Source organism: Chroococcidiopsis cubana SAG 39.79, from assembly GCF_003991895.1.
Classification (GTDB): domain Bacteria; phylum Cyanobacteriota; class Cyanobacteriia; order Cyanobacteriales; family Chroococcidiopsidaceae; genus Chroococcidiopsis; species Chroococcidiopsis thermalis.
Genome location: NZ_RSCK01000033.1, coordinates 45,440 through 65,377 on the forward strand (window position 1 = coordinate 45,440; position 19,938 = coordinate 65,377).

Consider the following 19,938-nt stretch of genomic DNA (forward strand, 5'->3'; position numbering starts at 1 on the left):
ACTAATTTCTCCCTTGTCCCCCTTGTCCCCCCGATCTCCCTCAGCTCTCTTTTCCCCTGCTCCCTAAATTTCCAAGATTGGTTACTCTATTAATAAAGGGTGTTGCATAAATTATTGAGTGAAAATTCCCCAACTGCAAGCTGACCTAAATCTAGAGAGTATCTTTCCGTTTGAGCTGGATGAGTTTCAACGACAGGCGATCGCGGCACTGAATGCCAATCGCTCCGTAGTTGTATGTGCGCCTACGGGTTCTGGCAAAACTTTAATTGGGGAATACGCGATCTATCGCGCCCTCTCTAGAGGCAAGAGAGTTTTTTACACTACGCCGCTCAAAGCGCTATCGAATCAAAAATTACGCGACTTTCGCGATCGCTTTGGGGCAGATTTGGTCGGATTGTTAACAGGCGATGTTTCGATCAACCGTGATGCACCAATCTTGGTGATGACTACGGAAATTTTTCGTAATATGCTCTACGGTACTCCCATTGGTGAAGTGGGAACATCCCTTGAAGGTGTAGAAGCGGTGGTTTTGGATGAATGCCATTACATGAACGATCGCCAGCGGGGGACAGTATGGGAAGAATCTATCATTTATTGTCCGCCAGATATTCAACTGGTGGCACTTTCAGCCACGATCGCCAATAGCGACCAACTGACAGATTGGATTTGTCGCGTTCATGGACCCACAGAGCTAATCTATTCTGAATTTCGTCCCGTTCCGCTCGAATTTTATTTTGGCAATCCTAAAGGAATATTTCCTTTACTCGATCCCAAGACTGGAAAAATCAATCCGCGACTGCGACCGAAAAAGGGTAGTAGCGACAGAAAGCAAGGACCCAGACCGGAAACTCCTAAGTTAATTGACACCGTGGGGCATCTCTACTCTAGAGATATGCTACCAGCCATTTACTTTATTTTCAGCCGTCGCGGTTGCGATAAAGCCGTCGAGGAACTAGCAGGCGTAACGCTAGTTAATTTAGAAGAAGCGGCTCAACTCAAAATCCAAATTGATGAATTTTTGCGCCGCAACCCAGATGCAGGACGTGTCGGACAAGTAGAACCTCTCTATCGCGGTATTGCCGCTCACCACGCGGGTATATTACCAGCCTGGAAGGGGTTAGTAGAAGAATTGTTTCAGCAGGGTTTAATTAAAGTTGTCTTCGCGACTGAAACCCTAGCGGCAGGAATTAATATGCCAGCGCGGACGACAGTAATTTCTACCTTATCCAAACGTACAGATCGCGGACACCGCCTGCTCAATCCTTCCGAATTCTTGCAAATGGCAGGACGCGCCGGACGGCGAGGTATGGATAAGCTCGGTCACGTCGTCACTTTGCAAACGCCATTTGAAGGCGCGAAAGAAGCTGTATATCTAGCCACTGCTAAACCAGACCCGCTAGTGAGTCAGTTTGCTCCCAGCTACGGCATGGTGTTAAATCTACTGCAAATTCATAATTTAGCAGAAGCGAAAGAGCTGATCGAGCGTAGTTTTGGGCAGTATCTCGCCACATTGTATTTGAAACCCCAATACGATGCGATCGCCGAGATGGAAGATCGACTTGCCGACTTGCAAACTCAAATGCAGTCGGTCGATGAGGATCGGTTAAATCATTATGAGAAATTGCGACAACGGCTCAAAGTCGAACGCCAACTCTTGAAGGTACTGGAAGAACAGGCATTAGAGGCACGAATAGAACAATTGAGCCTGACGATTAATTTTGCCATGTCGGGTACGTTATTGAGTTTGCGCGGCAAGCATGTCCAAACATCAACGCCCATCCCAGCGGTGTTGGTAGCGAAAATTCCTGGTTCGGGACAAGCACCTTATTTTATTTGTTTGGGTCGAGATAATCGCTGGTATGTAGCAGCTAGTAGCGATATAGCAGATTTATTTGCCGAATTTGCTCGATTAGATATTCCCGAACATCTGATGCCGCCTGTAGAAATGCCCCTCAAACCAGGGCAAGCGCGTAAAGGGAATGAAGAAACAGCAACAATTGCGGCACAAATTCCCGACCTACCTCCGTGGCACGCTGCACCGGAGGTTTTAGAACAACAACACCGAGTTATTGCCGTACAAGAGCAACTAACAGCCCATCCTTTGCATCATCTAGGCAATCCCGCCAGTATTCTCAAACGCAAGACTAGAATTGCTCAACTGCAAACAGAAATCGAGGAAAGACAGGCGGAGTTAGAACGTTACGCGCACCGTCACTGGGAAGAATTTCTGCACTTAATGGAAATTTTGCAGCGATTTGGGGCTTTGGACGATCTTACGCCAACCAACTTAGGCAAAGTTGCTGCTGCTGTCAGAGGAGATAACGAACTGTGGTTGGGTTTAGCCCTTGCCAGTGGCGAATTAGACAATCTCGCTCCCCATCACCTTGCTGCGGCGATCGCGGCGCTAGTCACGGAAACACCCCGCCCCGATAGTTGGGTACGCTATCTCTTATCAGAAGAAGTCGATATTGCCTTGGCGAGTATCCGTCCGATTCGGCGACAGTTATTTCAATTACAGCGGCGCTATAACGTCACAATTCCAATTTGGTTGGAATACGATTTAGTAGCTTTAATCGAGCAGTGGTCGCTAGGCGTAGAATGGACGGACTTATGTGCTAATACGAGTTTAGATGAAGGTGATGTCGTCAGATTGCTGCGCCGAACGTTAGATTTACTCTCTCAAATTCCTCACGTTCCATTTTTGTCAGAATCTTTACGTCGCAATGCTTATCGGGCAATTCAACTGATGGATCGTTTCCCAGTTAACGAAGTACTCGAAGAAGAATAAAAGTCAAAAGTTAAAAGTCAAAATTGTTGACTTAGCCGTTTCACCGAATCCGCTTTAACTGTTGATTTACTTGGTCTAGGTAAAAGGCTTCTGGTGGATCTTGAATTGCCTCTAAAAATTCTGCATAACCCCAAACTCCACCGCAGTCCTCTGGCGGACAGGCACGTTTACCTGTTAAACACAGCGGATAGTGCGTCTGCGGTTCAGCTGGCATGGCTGAGGCAGAGAATTCAACAATATATCTAGCAACAAGGCATAGTTTTCTGCTTCTAACAATTCTCTATGATCCCATGCTTGGGGAAGGGCGATCGCAAGAGATTTTGTCACGCAAAGACGCAAAGGCGCAAAGGGAATAAGATAGTGGCGGATGAGCTTTTGCTATTTCTGGCGATCGCGTTTTGTTTCAAGGATATGCTCGTGTATCGATACCAATTCTATTTATCCTTGCACTAAATCGGTCGCTCATAGCCCCCTTGTTAAGGGGGGTTGGGGGGATCTTCCGTGGCGCAGTCAGATCGAAATGGTACGAGTTGACGTATCAACAATTCAAATGTAATGATGATGCGATCGCGTCGAGGTATAATGAATTCGCTTTGCACCTCTGCGTCTTTGCGCGACATTTTAAATAAAGCTTTTCCAAATAAAAATTTTATCCTGGATTCTCCAGCAAATAATCAATCGCTGCTGCTAATTTTGATTCGTATTTTTCAGCAAATCGTTCAAACCACAATCCTTCAGGAGAAAACGGATCTAATTCTTTCAGCCACTTTTGAGCTGTTTGTTTCAACGCTTCTCGCTTTTGCTGCTGAATTTGCTGCTGTTTCAGTTGTTCGGCTTTTAATTGTGCTTGTCTAATTTCTTCTTGTTCTCTATCCTGGCGATCGTAGTCAGATTTTACCTGTTCTAATAAGCGATCGATCGCACCACTCGATTGAGCTGCTGCTGGTGGTTGAGGATTGGGTTTTGCAGGTTGCGGCTGCTCATTTTCTGTCTTGAGTTGAGATAAGAGGCGATCGATCTCATCCATAGGTGTTCTTTAATCTTTAATGGCATTGTCTCACTATTAGGTTTAGTTTGTTTGGCAGCTTTGCGATCGAAGTAATCATCTGTAGCGTGTTTCAAAACTGCTGCTAAATCCATACTACCCGATGGATCGTTTTCCTGAAATATTTGCGTAACTTTACTCACCGTCACGTTCTCGTAGCATTTGAATTTTCCCGAAAACAAGTAAATAGTAATGCCGTCAGGAGCGAATTGTTCGCATTTACTCGCTAAAGCAAAAGTAGATTCCTGTGCTGCTATCCAACGGCTTTTACCACCTTTTCGATCTGGCGTAGCCATGCTTGCCACTTTTATCAATAATTAACGTGTAATCCCGATTTTCCAGCATGACTACAATGGTTTCCTTTAGATTGAGCGAGTTGCGATCGCCATTCTAGCTCAATCACCAATCGCGTTTAATAGCACTTCAGCTAGACTCATATCTTCTAAATCGTCCAACGTCACCGTGTCGCAAATATCAAATTTAGCACCAACTCCCTGCAATTGATCGTCTAAAGCTTGGAGAAATTTGGTGGCTTGCGGATCGGAACCAACTTGGATCATTGAAATAGCCAGTTCTTCATCCCGTTCCATTTGACGGGTAGCATTGATGATAACTTCAAACACCGCACGGCGATCGTCTGGTTCTCCATCGGTGACAACGACAATCGTTTCTCCCTCTGGTTTTGTCTTTCCTTTGGCTTTGCGTTGAAAGTAGTTATTGGTTGCATCTTGCAGCACAGATGCTAAATTCGTCGTCCCCACCGGATCGTTTTCCAAAAAAATTTGAGAGACTTTCGCCGAAGTTACATCATCGTAACGCTTAAATTTACCGGAAAAAACATACACGGTAATACCATCAGGATCGAACTGTTCGCACTTTTGCGCCACTGCTAAAGTAGACTCTTGAGCAACTTCCCATCTACTTTTACCCCCTTGTTGGTCGGGAGTGGACATACTGCCGCTTTTGTCAATAATTAAAGTGTAGTCGCGGTCTTTCATGCTAGACTCTCCTATGCTCAGCTGCGTCTAGTCTAGCCGCCGATCGCTTTTCCGTCAGCTGTTTTAATTCGATGAAACAGCTGAGACTTTTCGAGAATAGTTTGATTAACTCCCCAGGTAAGATTCGAACTTACGACCAATCGGTTAACAGCCGACCGCTCTACCACTGAGCTACTGAGGATTGCGAATATTTATAATAACCCTTATAAACAGGTTTTGCAAGTCCCTAACTAATTTTTTTGAGACTTTATTTTCTGTCGCACCAAATTTACAAGCCAAAACGCATTTTAGCTAGCTTTTGCCGCGCTTTCGGGTCGATCGCCGAAGCCAGAAATCTCCCTGATGATTGTTTGGCTTGTTTGTGTTTGCGGCGCGATCGCATCGTAGCCGCCTCCACTTCCTGTCTCAGTTGCAATGCTGAGAGCCATTCCGCACCGTAACCCATTACAGTTAGTTGCTGAGCGCGATCGGAGGTAGCAACAATCAAACGGGAACAGAGCGAGCGGTTTAAATACTGCCTGTAGTATGCCGCGCAGATTCTTTCTATATATGTGTCTGCCGTTTCGCCGAAATTGGTGTAGTATACAGATAGATTTTCTGTTTTGACTTCTTGAGTCCCAATAGTCTGCTGATACTGAGCGTCAAAAACAATTTGAGTACTTAATCCTTTAAAAGCACTGTAACTAATTAAAGCTTCTGCCAACTGCCACCGCGCTGCCTCTAGTCCGTCGCGATCGCGGGCTATCTTCAGGTGCTGCCAAGCGCCAATGATGTTGTAGCCGTCTACTAGCAAAACAGGTTGAGTCGAAGGGGGTGACATGGTTCGCTGTGAATGTTACTAAATATAAAATTTATTATTCACAATTTTAATCTTTGTTTGCGTATCACGCATGACACTCAGGGGGAAATAGCAAGGGCTTGGCACTGCCAAGCCCTTGCTGTGTCCTATGCTGCGACTTCCATCAGTTTTTGTCGCAACCGTTTTGGTTCTCCCCGATCGATCAGACAGCCGCGTTCGAGTAAAAAAGCACCGTCGCAATAGTTCAACTCGTCGAGACGATGCGTCACCCAAAGGGCTGTCATTCCCCGACTTTTAACCAAATTTTGCACCTGCGCCACCAGATCGAGTTGACTATCGGGATCGAGGAGGGCTGTAGGTTCGTCAAGCAACAGAACTTCGCAACGACGGGCGATCGCCCCAGCAATAGCAACGCGCTGCTTTTGTCCTCCACTCAGGGCATAAATCGGACGACGCTGTAGTTCTAATAAATTTACCGCAGCTAGCGCTTCTGTGACTCGCTGACGGACTTGGGAGATGGAGAGTTTTTCTTCCACCAACCCAAAAGCCACATCAGCCCCCACGGTGGGCATTACGAGTTGGTGATCGGGATTTTGGAAGACAAAGCCAACTGGATGCACGATGCCAATTTGACCGGACTGAGGTGTTAACAAGTCTGCTAACAACCGCAGTAAAGTAGACTTACCGCTACCGTTGACTCCCAACAACATCCAAAACTCTCCCTTTGGTACTTCTAAAGAGAGAGATTGAAAAACTTGTTCTCCGCTAGACCAACTAAAGCACAAATCCCGAACTTGAATGGCAGATTCAGCCATTGACACCCCAGCTAGTTATTTAGATTCGGTAAAGGCAAAAAAGCCAGGGGTTTTGCCAGCAGCCGTGCTGTCTTTTTGCGAGATCTGCACCCCAGAAATTTCGCTGGTACGGACGGCGACTTTCTTTTCTGGCTGGCGATCGCACGTCAATTCGATAATTTCTGGATTTCCACTGCGCATTGCTGCCAGAATTTGATTGTATGCTGCTTCTGCATCCGCAGTTTCCTTCCGTTGTACTGACACCGGAAAGGCTGTATTTTTGATTGTCAAGTCGATCGTGAACATTTTACCTTCAACATCGTGACTAAGCTGCTCTCATCTTAACCTTTGCAACTGAACTACCTGATGGAATCGCAAGAAAGAGGTGAGCATTGCATCTTTTGAGCGAAAATCGATCGCAGGCTGATGCTAGGTGTGAAAGGGTATGAATGGTTCCAAAAATAAATTGTGGCAATGGTTGGCGATCGCTCTGCCATTCCCCTTACTTGTATTTAATGGATGGCTGGCACTCCTAGTTTTTCAGTATTTTCAACCTCTAATCGCCATATTCGGCTTAGCAGCGGTATTAGCTTTCATTCTGAATTACCCCGTGCAGTGGCTTCAACAGCGCCAAGTACAACGCCAATATGCAGTATTCTTAGTCTTTCTCATAGCCTTAGTCACATCGATAGCTTTAGGTATTACGTTAATTCCGCTACTTGTAGAAGAGTTAAGCGAAGGTGCGAGACTACTACCGCAATGGATTGACGCTGGAACGGCAAAGCTAAAAATGATAGACACCTGGGTAGAAACGCAGCAGTTACCTTTCGATCTGACTCATTTAACCACACAAGTGAGCGATCGCCTCCCAGATGAATTACAGTTTCTAGGCGAAGAACTAGTAATGCTAATTATTGGCACGATTGATAGCGTTTCCGAGGCGATTTTAACCGTCGTGCTCACGTTTTATCTCTTATTGGACGGCGAACGGCTTTGGCATGGCATTTTTGGACGTTTACCATCTCGCTGGAGTATTCCACTACAGCGATCGCTTCAGCAAAACTTTCAAAATTATCTGATCGGTCAGGTGGCACTAGCCGCACTAGTCGGTACAGCCATGACTTTAGCATTTGTGGCTTTAGGAGTCCCTTTCGGATTGCTATTCGGCTTAGGAATCGGCGCAATGACTTTAATTCCCTTTGGAGACGTTTTAAGTTTCAGCCTCGTTGGACTGTTAGTCGCCGTACATGATTTCTGGCTGGGAGCCAAAACATTAGCGGTAGCTGTAGTAGTTGACCAAATTATCGATCAAGCGATCGCTCCTCGGTTACTGGGTAGTTTTACAGGCTTAAGCCCGATAGGAGTGCTAATAGCTTTGGCAGTAGGGACTAAAATTGGGGGGTTACTGGGTTTAATCACAGCCGTTCCGATCGCGAGTTGTTTGAAAAATCTTTTCGATCTTTTCCTCCCCGTGTCAGAAGATGCTTTAAATCCCGCAGAGACATTACATTTTAAAGGGAGCAGGGGAAAGAGAGCTGAGGGAGCTGGGGGAGTTGAGGGAGCTGAGGGAGAGAATTGACTCACCACGCACACCCCACACCCCACACCCTATCTACTACTAGCCACTAGCCACTAGCCACTCACCACTCACTAACGATGAACCGCGCCTTTTTACCGATTCAACAATTTCTGATCACTTGGCTGCTAATCTTGGTTTCAGTGTCGGTGACGCTTCGAGCCTTGGGTTATGTGGGCGAATTATTAAGTATTGTCATTAGCGCCGCTCTAATTGCCTTTTTGCTTAACTATGCCGTAGCTGGATTGCAAACTTTTTTACCCCGCACGTTAGCAGCTGGACTCGTCTACTTGGGAGCGGGATTTGTCTTTGCGATTGTCGCGTTGACTGTAGTACCGCTTGTATTTAACCAAGCGCGGCAGTTGGTGAATAACTTACCAACCATTGTCGATTCGGCTCAGGAACAATTAAATACTTTTCAAGCCTGGAGCGCTCAATATAACTTACCCTTTGATGTCCAGTTGCTTGTATCGCTGTTATTGGATCGGCTGCAAACCCAGGCTGAAGCGATCGCAGTTAAAAGTCTAGGCTTGGCGATCGGTACGTTTAATTGGTTTTTGGACGCAATTCTAATTTTAGTCCTCTCCTTCTACATGCTGATTGACGGGGAACGGGTGTGGAATAGTTTGACGAGTATCCTCTCGCCTCAAATTCGCTCTGGCTTAACTGCTGCCTTGCAACGCAATCTCCAGCGCTTTGTCTCAGGACAGCTTTTGCTAGGGTTATTTATGGCTGTCACGCTCACCATCGCTTTTTCAACACTGCGAGTGCCGTTTTTCCTCTTATTCGCCGTTTTTATTGGCTTAACAGAAGTTATTCCTTTTATTGGTGCGACTTTAGGTATTGGTACGGTCGCGATCGTGGTTGCTTTTATCGACTGGTGGCTTGCGCTTCAGGTTTTGGCGATCGCAGTTGCCCTGCAACAAATCAAAGATAATTTAGTTGCACCTCGGATTATGGGCAATCTGACGGGTTTATCGCCCGTGGCTATTTTCATCTCTCTATTACTGGGGGCGCAATTAGGCGGATTTTTAGGTGTGATTCTCGCCATTCCCCTAACTGGAGTCGCAAAAAGTTTGGCAGAAATTGTTCTCGATCCAACTCTACCACCCCAAACGGGGTCTTTCTTCCACAATCCTTTTGCTGATGATGTCGATGCAGATGCTGAGGTGGATGGTATGACTTCAACCAAACGTTTCTCAGAAATGGAAGATCTAAGTGTGACAGCTGCGGCAACTGAAGCAAGGAAAAACTTATAAGTTGAAGAAAATTAATAAAATTATCCAATCATGTTTTCCAAATGATACGCCCTTAGACGGGTTTAAATAGGCGTTCCATCTTGCTAGAGACAGAAAAAAACCGGCAATCTCGCGATCGAATTCATTCAATTGGGTTGTTGCAATTTACCAGTCAGTTGTACAAATAATAATTAGAGTGAGTTAAGATTCGTAAAGTGAGTTTACAACTCGGTCTACTTTCTGCCTAACGTGAAAGTAAACGCTTTTAAAGTTGGGCGTAAAGCTCGCGAAAAAGTAATCATAAGAAGATTTGGAGATTTGTCCTCATGACAATCGCAGTAGGACGCGCACCGAGTCAAAGAGGATGGTTTGACGTTCTCGACGACTGGCTCAAGCGCGATAGATTTGTATTCGTCGGCTGGTCGGGGCTATTATTATTCCCCTGCGCCTACCTAGCACTAGGTGGATGGCTGACCGGAACCACATTCGTCACCTCGTGGTACACCCACGGGATTGCTAGCAGCTACCTGGAAGGAGCCAACTTCTTAACCGTAGCCGTATCGACCCCAGCCAACAGCATGGGACACTCATTGCTGTTCTTGTGGGGACCAGAAGCGAACTGGGACTTCACGCGCTGGTGTCAACTCGGGGGCTTGTGGGCATTTGTCGCCTTACACGGAGCATTTGCGCTGATTGGATTCTGCCTGCGGCAGCTAGAAATTGCCCGCTTGGTCGGCATCAGACCATACAACGCATTAGCATTCACTGGACCAATTGCGGTGTTTGTCAGCGTCTTCTTGCTCTACCCCTTAGGACAGTCCGGCTGGTTTTTTGCACCTTCATTTGGAGTCGCGGCAATTTTCCGCTTCTTGCTGTTCTTCCAAGGGTTCCATAACTGGACGCTCAACCCGTTCCACATGATGGGAGTAGCGGGAGTACTAGGTGGAGCGCTGTTGTGCGCGATTCACGGGGCGACGGTGGAAAACACCCTGTTTGAAGACGGCGATAGCTCCAACACCTTCCCCGCCTTCAACCCGACTCAATCGGAAGAGACCTATTCGATGGTGACGGCAAACCGTTTCTGGTCGCAGATTTTCGGGATTGCCTTTTCCAACAAGCGCTGGTTGCACTTTTTCATGTTGTTCGTGCCTGTAACTGGACTGTGGATGAGTGCAGTGGGAGTCGTCGGCTTGGCAGTGAACCTGCGGGCATATGACTTCGTCTCTCAAGAGCTGCGGGCAGCAGAAGACCCCGAGTTCGAGACTTTCTACACCAAGAACATTCTGCTCAACGAGGGCATCCGTGCTTGGATGGCTCCTCAAGACCAACCCCACGAAAACTTCGAGTTCCCTGAGGAAGTACTACCTCGCGGTAACGCACTCTAATCTGTCAAGAGAAGTTTTTACGAACCTCTCGACTTGATGCTCAGCAATCTATGGGTTGCGATAGGATGTTGACTTTCTTCCTTTTATAAACTACAGCCTCCACAACTTAGTGGAGGCTTTTTTGTGCTTTGCATTTTGATGAGATCGACTACGCTTTGAATCTTTTATCTCGATGCTTCTGATTCTTGTCTGCTACAACTTCGACTCCCTCTACTAAGCTTCCTAGCAGAAAGCAAAACATTGCTGGAGGAAGACAAACTTTGAGATTAAAAAATGCTGGTACAGCCAAGCTGAAGGCAATAAAAAATAGAAGGGTAGAAAGTTTAGGCTTGGGTTTTGCTGCCAGCATAATCAATAAGTCGTGCTTCGATTCTGCTGAAAGCATTCCCCTACGGATAATGAAAAGTATCATAAATTGCTCTGCTTAATCAAATCTTGTTTTGGCGATCGCTAAATTATGAAGAAGGTGAATAGTTGACGGTAAACGCTGCGCTACACTCCATGAAGACAGTTGACGATAACTGACAACTGGACGGGCGGGTTTTGACCAAAGATTATGGCTAAAGCCCGTGAATCTGCTGGCGCGCACCCGCACGGACAGTTTGCTCAACGGGGGATACCCCCGCACACAACTGTCCTCCCCTACGACAACTGACAACTGATAACTGGATTTCACGCAAAACGCAAATCGTGTGTTATCGTAAGTAAAGCAAACGACGGCAGGGCTAAACGCTCTGACCTCTTGAGACTAAGACCGCTTAGGCAACAAGGAGGTGATGCCCATGATAGAAAGTAGTAAATGCATGGGTCATCAGGTTGAAGCTAGCCGGCTGCGCGCCGGAGCCGTTCTCTAAAGTTAGCCTTAGTCTTTTTGAGACTGAGATAACTCAAAGACCCAGGCTGGTTTGGAGTTCCTTCCGGCAGTCAGGTTTCAATCTGAAGACCCAACTAGACCGCTCTTACTTCGATCGCAAGATCCCTAGTAAGAGCGGATAGCTTTTTATAGGGGAATTTGACTGGTTTTGGTAATTGATTTTTTTATGTCGCGCAAAGACGCAGAGGCGCAAAGACAAACCAAGGTCGAGCCAACTACCTATTACCAATTACCATTTCAATTACTTCTATTGGAAGAATTTATTTATAGGCTCAAAGAATGATAATTCTAGACTAGAGAAGATTGTAAAAGGTGGTTCTAAATTCATGGCTCATCCTAGCACAGAGGAAATTTCTGCTCAGCTAGACAGCCCCAATAGTCGCGATCGCATGGTGGCTTTAGCCCAGCTGCGTCACGTCCCAGCTGTTGAAGCCGTACCTTTGATTAAAAAAGTCCTCGATGATGAGATTTTGCAAATTCGCTCGATGGCTGTATTTGCTCTAGGTATAAAGCATACAGACGAATGCTATCCAATTTTAGTGCGCTTGCTAGAAACCGACGCAGACTACGGCATTCGCGCTGATGCCGCTGGCGCGTTAGGGTATTTGGGCGACCCGCGTGGAGTTGAACCATTAATTCGGGCTTTCTATGAAGATACAGAATGGCTAGTCCGCTTTAGTGCAGCAGTATCGCTGGGCAACCTCAAAGATCATCGCGCTCGGCAAGTCTTGCTACAAGCTTTAGATAGTGATGAAATAGTCATACAACAGGCAGCGATCGCGGCAATTGGCGAAATTAGAGACTTAGAAGCGATCGAGCCAATTCTTCGCTTTGCTCAAGCGGAAGATTGGCTGGTAAGACAGCGTCTAGCAGAAGCATTAGGCAACCTTCCCAGTCCTAAAAGTGTTTCCGCCCTTAAATACATGGAAAAAGACAATCATTTTCAAGTCGCTGAAGCCGCCAGAATTTCACTGCAACGCTTGGGCGAAAACTAGGGAATTCGGAATTCGGAATTCGGAATTCCGAATTCCGAATCAACTTACCCCAAACCCCATACCCTATTCTTGTTAGTCTAAATTAAGAGAAATTTTAAGAACTGTTGCTTTAGGATTGTAGCTGCATGAATATTCAAGAGTTTTTTGAGCTGAGTGCTGGTAAATGGTTTTCCCATCGCACCAGTCACCACCTTGCCTTTAAACAAGCTGAGGATGGCAAATCGGATATTGTAATTGAAACGCTGGCGTTGGATTGCCCAGAGGTCATGAAACTTTGCGAACAATATGGAATCGAACCTGGCTTGGCAACGTGCGGGGCGCGAGTCAGCTGGAATGGAACGATGGAATGGGATGAAGAAAAACACACTGGCTCTACCGTGCTGGTTTCTGTCCCTGATGCCGACAATCCCAACCAAGGTAAGCTGTTACGGGAAATGGGTTATGCTGAAAAAGCCCCTGTTGCCGGACGTTACATGATGGGCGGCGATAAAGCACTGACTCTAATTACTGAGTACGAAACCATGTTTTCCGAAGAGAGACTGTGGTTTGCTAGCCCTAATTTACGGATGCGAGTTAGCGTCTTAAAGCGGTTTGGTGGCTTCAGCATGGCTTCCTTTACCTCTGAAATTCGCATGGGCGGAGTGCAGCCATCTGCACAAGCAGTAGAAGCTTTTAATGCAAGCTAATTTTTGAGGGAACGGGAAAGAGAGCTGAGGGAGACAAAGAAGAGGGGAGAGAAGTCTCCAAGTCAGAACTTAGGAGTCATATTTCTTTCTCTGCTCCCTGCTCCCTGCTATTAGTGATACTGAGAAATTGCTTTGAGTTTAGTACAAAAATCAGAAGCTTTTGTAGTTCCTGGGTTAAATTGACGAATTGGTGGCTGGTGGAAACTACCGCTCGATTTAGGTGAAGCACTACTTGGTAAAGGATGATGGCGCTTTAGATCGGATTCATGACGATCGCGCTGACTCTCTCGCTCCGATCCCTGACGTTTTTCAGCAGTTGCAGGAGTAGCATTAGGAGCAATCTCTACGACTGCAACCGCAGCCGATCGTTTATGACTGGCGTTAGCTCTAATTTTATGAAGGTGACGAGCAACATCATTCAGTTGCCTGGGTTGAGTAGAAGTGGTATCCGTTCTCGCTTCACTGGTTCGGCGATCGCCACGATTCAGTGGTGTAACAGGTGCGATCGCGATTGGACGATAATGAACTTCGGGTAATAGCGGGTAGCTTGGCTGGGCGCTCAAGCGCGGTTGAATGTTGCCGCAGACAAGTCGCTCAAACTCGCAATTGAAATGGGGTTGAATCTGACCTCGCCGCTGCCAGATACTTAAGATTTGCTCGACGGAGACTGCCTTGTAACGACCTTGGTAAAGAGCTTCGATTGCTGCCAAGCGCACCCAGTTTGCCGGATAAAATCTCAGCCAGCGTTCGACTAATTCGCGAGCATTATGACCACCCAGGTCGAAAATATAGTGTAGTAATAATGCGACTGCGCTATCAGCAGTTGAATTCCAAGCTTGTGTCAACATTAGCTAGCCTACACTTCTACAATAAAACATGCGATCGAATTTAGCCTAATTTTATTTATACGCACAATCCCCCCGTAAGGATATTAAGTTGCTCTTGCCTAACTGCACAACGAAATTTATATTGTTTTAATTTGGCAGCAGAGATCGGTGATTCAGTTGTCAGCGTACAGACGTTACATGTAACGTCTGTACGAAGTTATCAGTTGTCAGGATTTGTAGGGACGAGTATTTTGCAGCTCTCCGTGCGATCGCCAAGAATTCTGTGGTTACAACCTTTCCGTACAGCAGAGCAATGCGCGATCGCAGACATGAAACGAAAGACAAGAGGTTAATAATTCCGAATTCTCAATTCCGAATCCCTCAGTCTCTACTTTCGCCATACCAATAGTATGACTCCAGCAACGATAAATCCTAAAGCAATGATTTGATTTAAAGGAATTGACTCTCGAAAGACAAAATAACCCAATATGACTGAGAAAACATAGGACAGGGAAGCAGCGGGACCAGCAACACTTAGGTTTACTCTCGTCAATACCAGAATGTAGAAGAATGCTCCCATGCCATAGCAAGCCAATCCTACTAGCAGTTCTGGAGTGCTGAGGATTCCGAGTAAATGGCTAACCATATTAGTGGCATTAACTTTTCCTAACTTTAATGCGCCTGTTTTGAGTAACCATTGCCCAGCTACACTCGCTAGGATCGAAATTAAGAACAATCCGAATTCTGATAAAGTCACGCAACAATCCTTGTGGCAATTAATTCGGTTTACTAGTTTACGCTAGCGAGGCTCTCGCTAACGCTAATATTGTTTCGGCATGTTTTGGCAAATTTGTAGGTAGAAACTTTATGACAAATCTGGCAATTTCTCCAAATACGCAAGAGCAAATTGAAGCTTGGCTGCGCGGTTTACTGGCAGTAGCCTGGGCAGATGGTGATTTTGAGGCACACGAACGAGAACTCATTCCGACTCTGGCACTAGGAGAATTAAAACCCACAGACAAACTAAGTGCCATGACACCAATTACAGTAGAGGAACTTGCTGCGGCGCTGGGACAAAACCAGAACATGGCAGAAAACTTTTTACGCACAGCTGTCATGGTGGCGATCGCCGATGGTACTTACTCTACCCCCGAAGACGATCTGTTACATCAGTTCTGCCACGCCCTCGGTCTACAAGATAACGTACTTGTCTCCCTGCGTCATACTCTATGCGATCGCGGCGATCGCCCGCAAGATGAGTTAGGTTCTCATCCTCATATAGATGTACTCCACCCCGTGCGCGACTGGCTCGATGGGTTAGAAATCCACGATCCCAAAGTTGCCCATTTTTTATGTAAAATGATACCTCCCCAATGTCCTTTTGAACGAGATATCAAACTCTTCGGTCATAAAGTCGTCCACATTCCCCCTTTATGCAAGCTCAACCCACTATACGAACAACTAGTAGGCTTGCGCTTCCGTGCCTTGTCTTACTTGGCAGATGACTGTGGCGAAGATGTTTCAGAATATATTTAAGAGTCATTAGTCATAGATGCGACAAATGACAAATGACCAATGACAAATAACCAATCATGCAATTTATCGATCGCGCGGAAATTGAAGTGCTAGCTGGTAAAGGTGGCGATGGAATCGTCGCCTTCCGCCGAGAAAAGTACGTACCTGCTGGCGGACCTGCTGGCGGAAATGGTGGTAAAGGCGGTTCTGTGTTTTTAGTAGCAATGGAAAATCTGCAAACTTTGCTAGATTTTCAGTACGCCCGCAGTTTTAAAGCCAAAAATGGCGAACGTGGTGGACCGAATAACTGCACGGGAGGCGCAGGCGAAGACCTATATCTTGAGGTTCCCTGCGGTACGGTTGTCTACGATCGGGAAACTGGAGAAATTATCGGCGATCTCGTCCTTTCCGGTCAAGTTTTGTGTGTGGCTGAAGGTGGTAAGGGAGGACTGGGTAATAAATATTTCTTAAGTAACCGCAACCGCGCTCCAGAGTATGCTCTACCAGGATTGCCTGGAGAACACAAACTATTGCGCTTAGAGTTAAAACTGTTGGCAGAAGTTGGCATTATTGGACTACCTAATGCCGGAAAATCAACTCTCATTTCTGCTTTATCTGCTGCTAAACCGAAAATCGCCGACTATCCTTTCACCACCCTAGTACCGAATTTAGGAGTCGTCCGCAAGCCAACGGGTGACGGAACTGTATTTGCTGATATTCCTGGGTTAATTGAGGGAGCGCATGAAGGAGCTGGGTTAGGACACGAATTTTTACGTCACATCGAACGCACTCGGTTGTTACTCCATTTAGTTGACGTTAGTAGCGAACAGCCTTTGTCTGACTACCAAATTATCCAGCAAGAATTAATTGCTTACGATCGCGGACTAGCAGAACGTCCCCAAATCTTAGCTCTCAATAAAGTCGATGCAGTAGATGAAGCCACGGTAAAGGCGATCGTTCAACAGTTAGAAGATCGGACTGGAATGCAAGTCTTAACAATCTCAGCTGTCACCCGTCAAGGATTGGACGCACTGATGCAACAAGTCTGGTCTATGCTCGACGAACTCAATACTGCTAAATAGTGTCATGGGTCATGGGTCATGGGTCATGGGTCATTTGTTGTTGGTTGTTGAGAAGTGGCGCTTTGGCGCTGCGGAACTAGATTCTTGTCTAGCCACCAGCCACTAGTCACTGATAACTGATAGACGTTTACATCCAAAATAGATTAAACTTGTAATGAGTTCATATAAGTAACTAAGAACTCGACAGTTAATTGTTAAGCCTCGTACAGTTTTATGCGGGTTGTAATTTTTACAAACAAAAGTGAAACGTCATTAGCAACGGTATGGGATTAAACGTATTAACCTGAAGCTCTTAGTACAAATTCAAAGCAGACTCAGTGTTTGAAACTAAATAGAAGATAAAATCATCACTCATTGACATGGGTAGTTAAGCTACATAAATTTAGCTCAAAGATGCGGATATGCAACAAGAAGCGGCAGCATTAAAACCAATTCGATCTCTAGAAGATGCTTTAGAACGGTGTCAGCACTTAGGTATGCGCGTCAGCCGCCAGCGTCGTTTTATACTAGAGTTACTATGGCAGGCTAAAGAACACTTGTCGGCAAGAGAAATTTACGATCGCCTCAACCAGCAAGGTAAAGACATCGGACACACCTCGGTGTACCAAAACTTAGAAGCGCTGTCATCCCAGGGTATTATAGAATGCATCGAGCGTGCTGACGGTCGCCTGTACGGTAATATCAGCGACTCCCACAGCCACATCAACTGTCTGGATACCGCTCAAATTCTTGATGTTGAGGTGGAATTGCCAGAAAGCTTGCTGCGGGAGGTTGAAGCCAGGACAGGTGTAAAAATTACTGACTATAGCATTAATTTTTACGGCTACAGGCAGTAACAAAAAACAACAATTTGCGGTACGCTCTGCATGGAAGCAGCCAAATAACGCATGATGAGCGATCGCCCTATTAACCTACTAATAATCGATCCAGACTCTATCTACCGCACGGGTTTGAGGGTCGTTTTAGAGCAAGATCCACATATACGAGTAGCAGCAGAAGCAGCCGATAGTCAGGCTGGCTTGCAGAATGTATCAGCAATAGGAATAGATGCAGCGATCGTCGAGCTGAGATTGTCTGATTCCTCTGTCATGGGATGGCAATTATGTCAGCAAATCAAAACTCAATATCCCAACCTGCCGATCCTCATACTGACTTGCCACCCCGAACCCAGTCAACTCGCCGCAGCAAGACGAGCGGGTGTAGAGGGATTTTGCCATAAAGGAATTGCCGCAGAGGAAATAATTCATATAATTCGAGAATTGGTAGCAGGGCGATCTTATTGGGAGTCGAAAATTGTAGGGGTGGGTTTATCAGATGTGTCTGGAAGCCGATCGACAATACAGACAAACCCGCCCTTCCAATGGTTTTTCATCGGAACCCGCGATCGTCTGCGCCAATCGGGTTTGCAACAAATAAACGGTAATTTGGCGCAAGTCACAGCAAGGCTGCAAGAACCTGGACTCCCTACACTCGATCGCGCTATGTTGGCAGGACAAAGGCGAGAATTATTAGCAGCGCGGTGGGTTGTCGATCGGTTGTTAGCGGTAGGGAATGAGGAAGGACAAGGAAGACAAGGGAGACAAGGGAGACAGACAGAAAACTTACTCCTTGCTCCTCGCTCCTCGCTCCTCACTCCTCCCGACTCCCGACTCCCGGCTCCCCAACAACCAACAACAATATTTACTTCAACGCGGGAAAGATTAGAATTTAGTCTAGAGAATTTGACTTCTATTCCCTTAGAAATTGACATTTTTCGAGAAGATAAGAAACGAGAACTATTGCACTTAATTCTTCAGAAAATAGAGGATATCTTAGCAGATTTACGCTTTTCTCAAGTCCAGAGCGATCGCCTTCCGGTAATGCAAGCCACTATTTTACGAGATTTGTGGCAAGCAACAACTATAGATTTTTTTGGTAGATACTCTACTTTGTTAGTGGGGGGAATTACTGTAGATTTTGTCAATAGTTTGTTACAAGCTGAAATTGTCGTACAAACAGCAATTTTAGATAAAATTCCTCTCGTCAGCGATCTATTTTCCTATCTACTATTTGCTACACCTTTAGTTATCGATAATACTTCCTTTGCGGCTGAAAGTTTGGAGGCGAAGGAAAGAGCGGAAATAATTCTACAGAATTTGATAATTCAAGTTGCAAATGCTGTCGTACAGCCACTTTTGAATCGATTTGCCGAACTAGAAGTTATCAAACAAAATTATTACGATCGCCGTTTAATTTCCACAAGGGAGATAGAGCGATTCAGGAATAATTTATCGTGGAAATATCGGGCTAGAACATATTTTGAAGAACCTCGCCAGGTTTTTGAAAGCCGCTATGAATTGTTATTGCTAGCCCCGCGTGGAATTGCTAAAGTATCAATTTACGCGCCTCGCGATCGCGAACTAACACGACTTTCAGGAATTCCTTTAATCGTAACTTTAGCTCTCGAATTACGAGATGCGATCGCACCTCGCCTACAAGCAGTAGTATCGTTTGTAGGTAAAGGAGTAATTTTTGTTTTGACCCAAGTTGTAGGAAAAACAATTGGTTTAATTGGCAGGGGAGTCTTACAAGGTTTGGGTGGTTCTTGGCAGGAAAGTAAGAATAAAAGGTTGTGATAAATCAGAAGAGTATTTAAAGAGATTCTAGCTATGATTGCTTCCCCTCAACAGTCCTACCTCACCCCCGACGAATACCTCCAACTGGAGGATGCGAGCAACATCAAGCACGAATACATTGATGGGCAAGTCTTCGCTATGGCTGGGGCAAGCGATCCCCACGTTACCATTGCCCTTAACATTGCTACGCTTCTTCGCAGCCATGTTCGAGGTTCCGGTTGCCGTGTCTATATTGCTGACATGAAAGCACGGATTGAATCGCTGAATCGATTCTACTATCCCGATGTCATGGTGACTTGCGATCCGCGCGATCGCGAAACCTCTACTTACAAGTGTTTTCCTAGTCTGATTGTCGAAGTCTTGTCCGATTCTACTGAAGCCTTCGATCGCGGTGACAAATTTGTTGATTATCAGGAACTAGAAAGCCTACGCGAATACGTATTAATTAACACCAAACGGCAGCGAGTTGAGTGCTTCCGACGTAACGAACAAGGGTTATGGGTATTGCAGTCTTACACGCCACAGCAGACAACATTTCGGCTCGATAGTATTGGTTTTGAGTCAACCTTAGAAGCACTTTATGAGGATGTTACTTTCACCACAAGTCAATAATTTTTTGTTCCTCCCTTTTTCAAGGGGGGCTAGTACTACAGTTGTAGATAGCTGAGCGATTGGGAAAGGCGACGTTTGTAATGATAAAACTTAGCAATCGCTTGATGTC

Annotated in this window: 22 protein-coding genes, 1 tRNA gene and 1 pseudogene; 12 read left to right on the forward strand and 12 right to left on the reverse strand. The window is 45.9% G+C overall.

What is annotated here, in order from left to right:
* The first annotated feature begins 118 nt into the window (after positions 1-118).
* Entirely contained in the window at positions 119-2,788 is a 2,670-nt protein-coding gene (locus DSM107010_RS19200) for a DEAD/DEAH box helicase (RefSeq protein WP_106168627.1), read from the forward strand.
* A gap of 40 nt (positions 2,789-2,828) precedes the next feature.
* Here the strand turns inward: DSM107010_RS19200 and DSM107010_RS19205 are convergent, their stop codons facing one another.
* From DSM107010_RS19205 to DSM107010_RS19240, 8 genes and pseudogenes are all read right to left on the reverse strand, one after another.
* Positions 2,829-3,002 carry an IS1096 element passenger TnpR family protein gene (locus DSM107010_RS19205; RefSeq protein WP_084739144.1) on the reverse strand — a complete coding sequence of 58 codons (174 nt, stop codon included), beginning with the start codon at positions 3,000-3,002 and terminating at the stop codon, positions 2,829-2,831.
* A 435-nt stretch (positions 3,003-3,437) separates the two neighbouring features.
* Positions 3,438-3,815 (reverse strand): salt stress protein, Slr1339 family, encoded by a 378-nt coding sequence (locus tag DSM107010_RS19210; RefSeq protein WP_106168626.1) that lies wholly within the window; start codon positions 3,813-3,815, stop codon positions 3,438-3,440.
* Positions 3,816-3,838: 23 nt separating this feature from the next.
* Positions 3,839-4,178: pseudogene (locus DSM107010_RS43010) on the reverse strand (vWA domain-containing protein); the annotation flags it as partial.
* A gap of 50 nt (positions 4,179-4,228) precedes the next feature.
* Positions 4,229-4,831 (reverse strand): vWA domain-containing protein, encoded by a 603-nt coding sequence (locus DSM107010_RS19220; protein WP_106168625.1) that lies wholly within the window; start codon positions 4,829-4,831, stop codon positions 4,229-4,231.
* A gap of 109 nt (positions 4,832-4,940) precedes the next feature.
* A tRNA-Asn gene (locus tag DSM107010_RS19225) sits at positions 4,941-5,012 on the reverse strand.
* An 87-nt stretch (positions 5,013-5,099) separates the two neighbouring features.
* Entirely contained in the window at positions 5,100-5,651 is a 552-nt protein-coding gene (locus tag DSM107010_RS19230) for an NYN domain-containing protein (protein WP_015153751.1), read from the reverse strand.
* 125 nt (positions 5,652-5,776) lie between these two features.
* Positions 5,777-6,445 (reverse strand): energy-coupling factor ABC transporter ATP-binding protein, encoded by a 669-nt coding sequence (locus DSM107010_RS19235; RefSeq protein WP_015153750.1) that lies wholly within the window; start codon positions 6,443-6,445, stop codon positions 5,777-5,779.
* A 15-nt stretch (positions 6,446-6,460) separates the two neighbouring features.
* Positions 6,461-6,730: a UPF0367 protein family gene (locus tag DSM107010_RS19240; RefSeq protein WP_039715888.1), complete on the reverse strand. Its 270-nt coding sequence runs from the start codon at positions 6,728-6,730 to the stop codon at positions 6,461-6,463.
* A gap of 139 nt (positions 6,731-6,869) precedes the next feature.
* Between DSM107010_RS19240 and DSM107010_RS19245 the strand changes: the two genes are divergently transcribed.
* The 3 genes from DSM107010_RS19245 to psbD all read left to right on the forward strand — a co-directional run bounded on the left by DSM107010_RS19245 (position 6,870) and on the right by psbD (position 10,623).
* The gene (locus DSM107010_RS19245) at positions 6,870-8,003 is read left to right on the forward strand and encodes an AI-2E family transporter (protein WP_106171292.1); all 1,134 of its coding nucleotides are present in this window, start codon (positions 6,870-6,872) and stop codon (positions 8,001-8,003) included.
* A gap of 77 nt (positions 8,004-8,080) precedes the next feature.
* Entirely contained in the window at positions 8,081-9,259 is a 1,179-nt protein-coding gene (locus tag DSM107010_RS19250; protein ID WP_106548184.1) for an AI-2E family transporter, read from the forward strand.
* 305 nt (positions 9,260-9,564) lie between these two features.
* Positions 9,565-10,623 (forward strand): photosystem II D2 protein (photosystem q(a) protein), encoded by a 1,059-nt coding sequence (gene psbD, locus DSM107010_RS19255; protein ID WP_015153746.1) that lies wholly within the window; start codon positions 9,565-9,567, stop codon positions 10,621-10,623.
* Positions 10,624-10,771: 148 nt separating this feature from the next.
* Here the strand turns inward: psbD and DSM107010_RS19260 are convergent, their stop codons facing one another.
* Both DSM107010_RS19260 and DSM107010_RS19265 read right to left on the reverse strand, forming a co-directional pair.
* Complete coding sequence (locus DSM107010_RS19260; RefSeq protein ID WP_015153745.1) at positions 10,772-11,035, reverse strand: hypothetical protein; 264 nt, start codon at positions 11,033-11,035, stop codon at positions 10,772-10,774.
* A gap of 12 nt (positions 11,036-11,047) precedes the next feature.
* Positions 11,048-11,251: a hypothetical protein gene (locus DSM107010_RS19265; protein ID WP_127023645.1), complete on the reverse strand. Its 204-nt coding sequence runs from the start codon at positions 11,249-11,251 to the stop codon at positions 11,048-11,050.
* 572 nt (positions 11,252-11,823) lie between these two features.
* On the opposite strand from DSM107010_RS19265, the gene DSM107010_RS19270 reads away from it, so the two are divergent.
* Together DSM107010_RS19270 and DSM107010_RS19275 are read left to right on the forward strand one after the other, a co-directional pair.
* Positions 11,824-12,492: a HEAT repeat domain-containing protein gene (locus DSM107010_RS19270; RefSeq protein WP_015153744.1), complete on the forward strand. Its 669-nt coding sequence runs from the start codon at positions 11,824-11,826 to the stop codon at positions 12,490-12,492.
* A 125-nt stretch (positions 12,493-12,617) separates the two neighbouring features.
* Entirely contained in the window at positions 12,618-13,178 is a 561-nt protein-coding gene (locus tag DSM107010_RS19275) for a phycobiliprotein lyase (protein ID WP_015153743.1), read from the forward strand.
* A gap of 110 nt (positions 13,179-13,288) precedes the next feature.
* On the opposite strand, the gene DSM107010_RS19280 is transcribed toward DSM107010_RS19275, so the two are convergent.
* Positions 13,289-14,026 (reverse strand): hypothetical protein, encoded by a 738-nt coding sequence (locus DSM107010_RS19280; RefSeq protein WP_106170829.1) that lies wholly within the window; start codon positions 14,024-14,026, stop codon positions 13,289-13,291.
* Between the two features lie 131 nt (positions 14,027-14,157).
* On the opposite strand from DSM107010_RS19280, the gene DSM107010_RS19285 reads away from it, so the two are divergent.
* On the forward strand, positions 14,158-14,358 hold the full coding sequence (locus DSM107010_RS19285) for a hypothetical protein (protein ID WP_127023648.1): 201 nt from the start codon (positions 14,158-14,160) through the stop codon (positions 14,356-14,358).
* A gap of 35 nt (positions 14,359-14,393) precedes the next feature.
* On the opposite strand, the gene DSM107010_RS19290 is transcribed toward DSM107010_RS19285, so the two are convergent.
* Complete coding sequence (locus DSM107010_RS19290) at positions 14,394-14,762, reverse strand: EamA family transporter (protein ID WP_015153741.1); 369 nt, start codon at positions 14,760-14,762, stop codon at positions 14,394-14,396.
* 110 nt (positions 14,763-14,872) lie between these two features.
* Here DSM107010_RS19290 and DSM107010_RS42745 point away from each other — a divergent pair, with 110 nt between their 5' ends.
* The 5 genes from DSM107010_RS42745 to DSM107010_RS19315 all read left to right on the forward strand — a co-directional run bounded on the left by DSM107010_RS42745 (position 14,873) and on the right by DSM107010_RS19315 (position 19,829).
* Entirely contained in the window at positions 14,873-15,541 is a 669-nt protein-coding gene (locus DSM107010_RS42745) for a Mo-dependent nitrogenase C-terminal domain-containing protein (RefSeq protein WP_015153740.1), read from the forward strand.
* A gap of 56 nt (positions 15,542-15,597) precedes the next feature.
* Positions 15,598-16,602 carry a GTPase ObgE gene (gene obgE / locus DSM107010_RS19300; RefSeq protein ID WP_015153739.1) on the forward strand — a complete coding sequence of 335 codons (1,005 nt, stop codon included), beginning with the start codon at positions 15,598-15,600 and terminating at the stop codon, positions 16,600-16,602.
* A gap of 401 nt (positions 16,603-17,003) precedes the next feature.
* Positions 17,004-17,438, forward strand: coding sequence for a Fur family transcriptional regulator (locus DSM107010_RS19305; RefSeq protein WP_106169441.1), 435 nt, complete (start codon positions 17,004-17,006; stop codon positions 17,436-17,438).
* Between the two features lie 51 nt (positions 17,439-17,489).
* A complete protein-coding gene (locus tag DSM107010_RS19310; RefSeq protein ID WP_199755630.1) occupies positions 17,490-19,217 on the forward strand; it encodes a DUF3685 domain-containing protein in 1,728 nt (575 codons plus the stop codon).
* A gap of 33 nt (positions 19,218-19,250) precedes the next feature.
* Complete coding sequence (locus DSM107010_RS19315; RefSeq protein WP_106169440.1) at positions 19,251-19,829, forward strand: Uma2 family endonuclease; 579 nt, start codon at positions 19,251-19,253, stop codon at positions 19,827-19,829.
* Positions 19,830-19,938 lie beyond the last annotated feature (109 nt).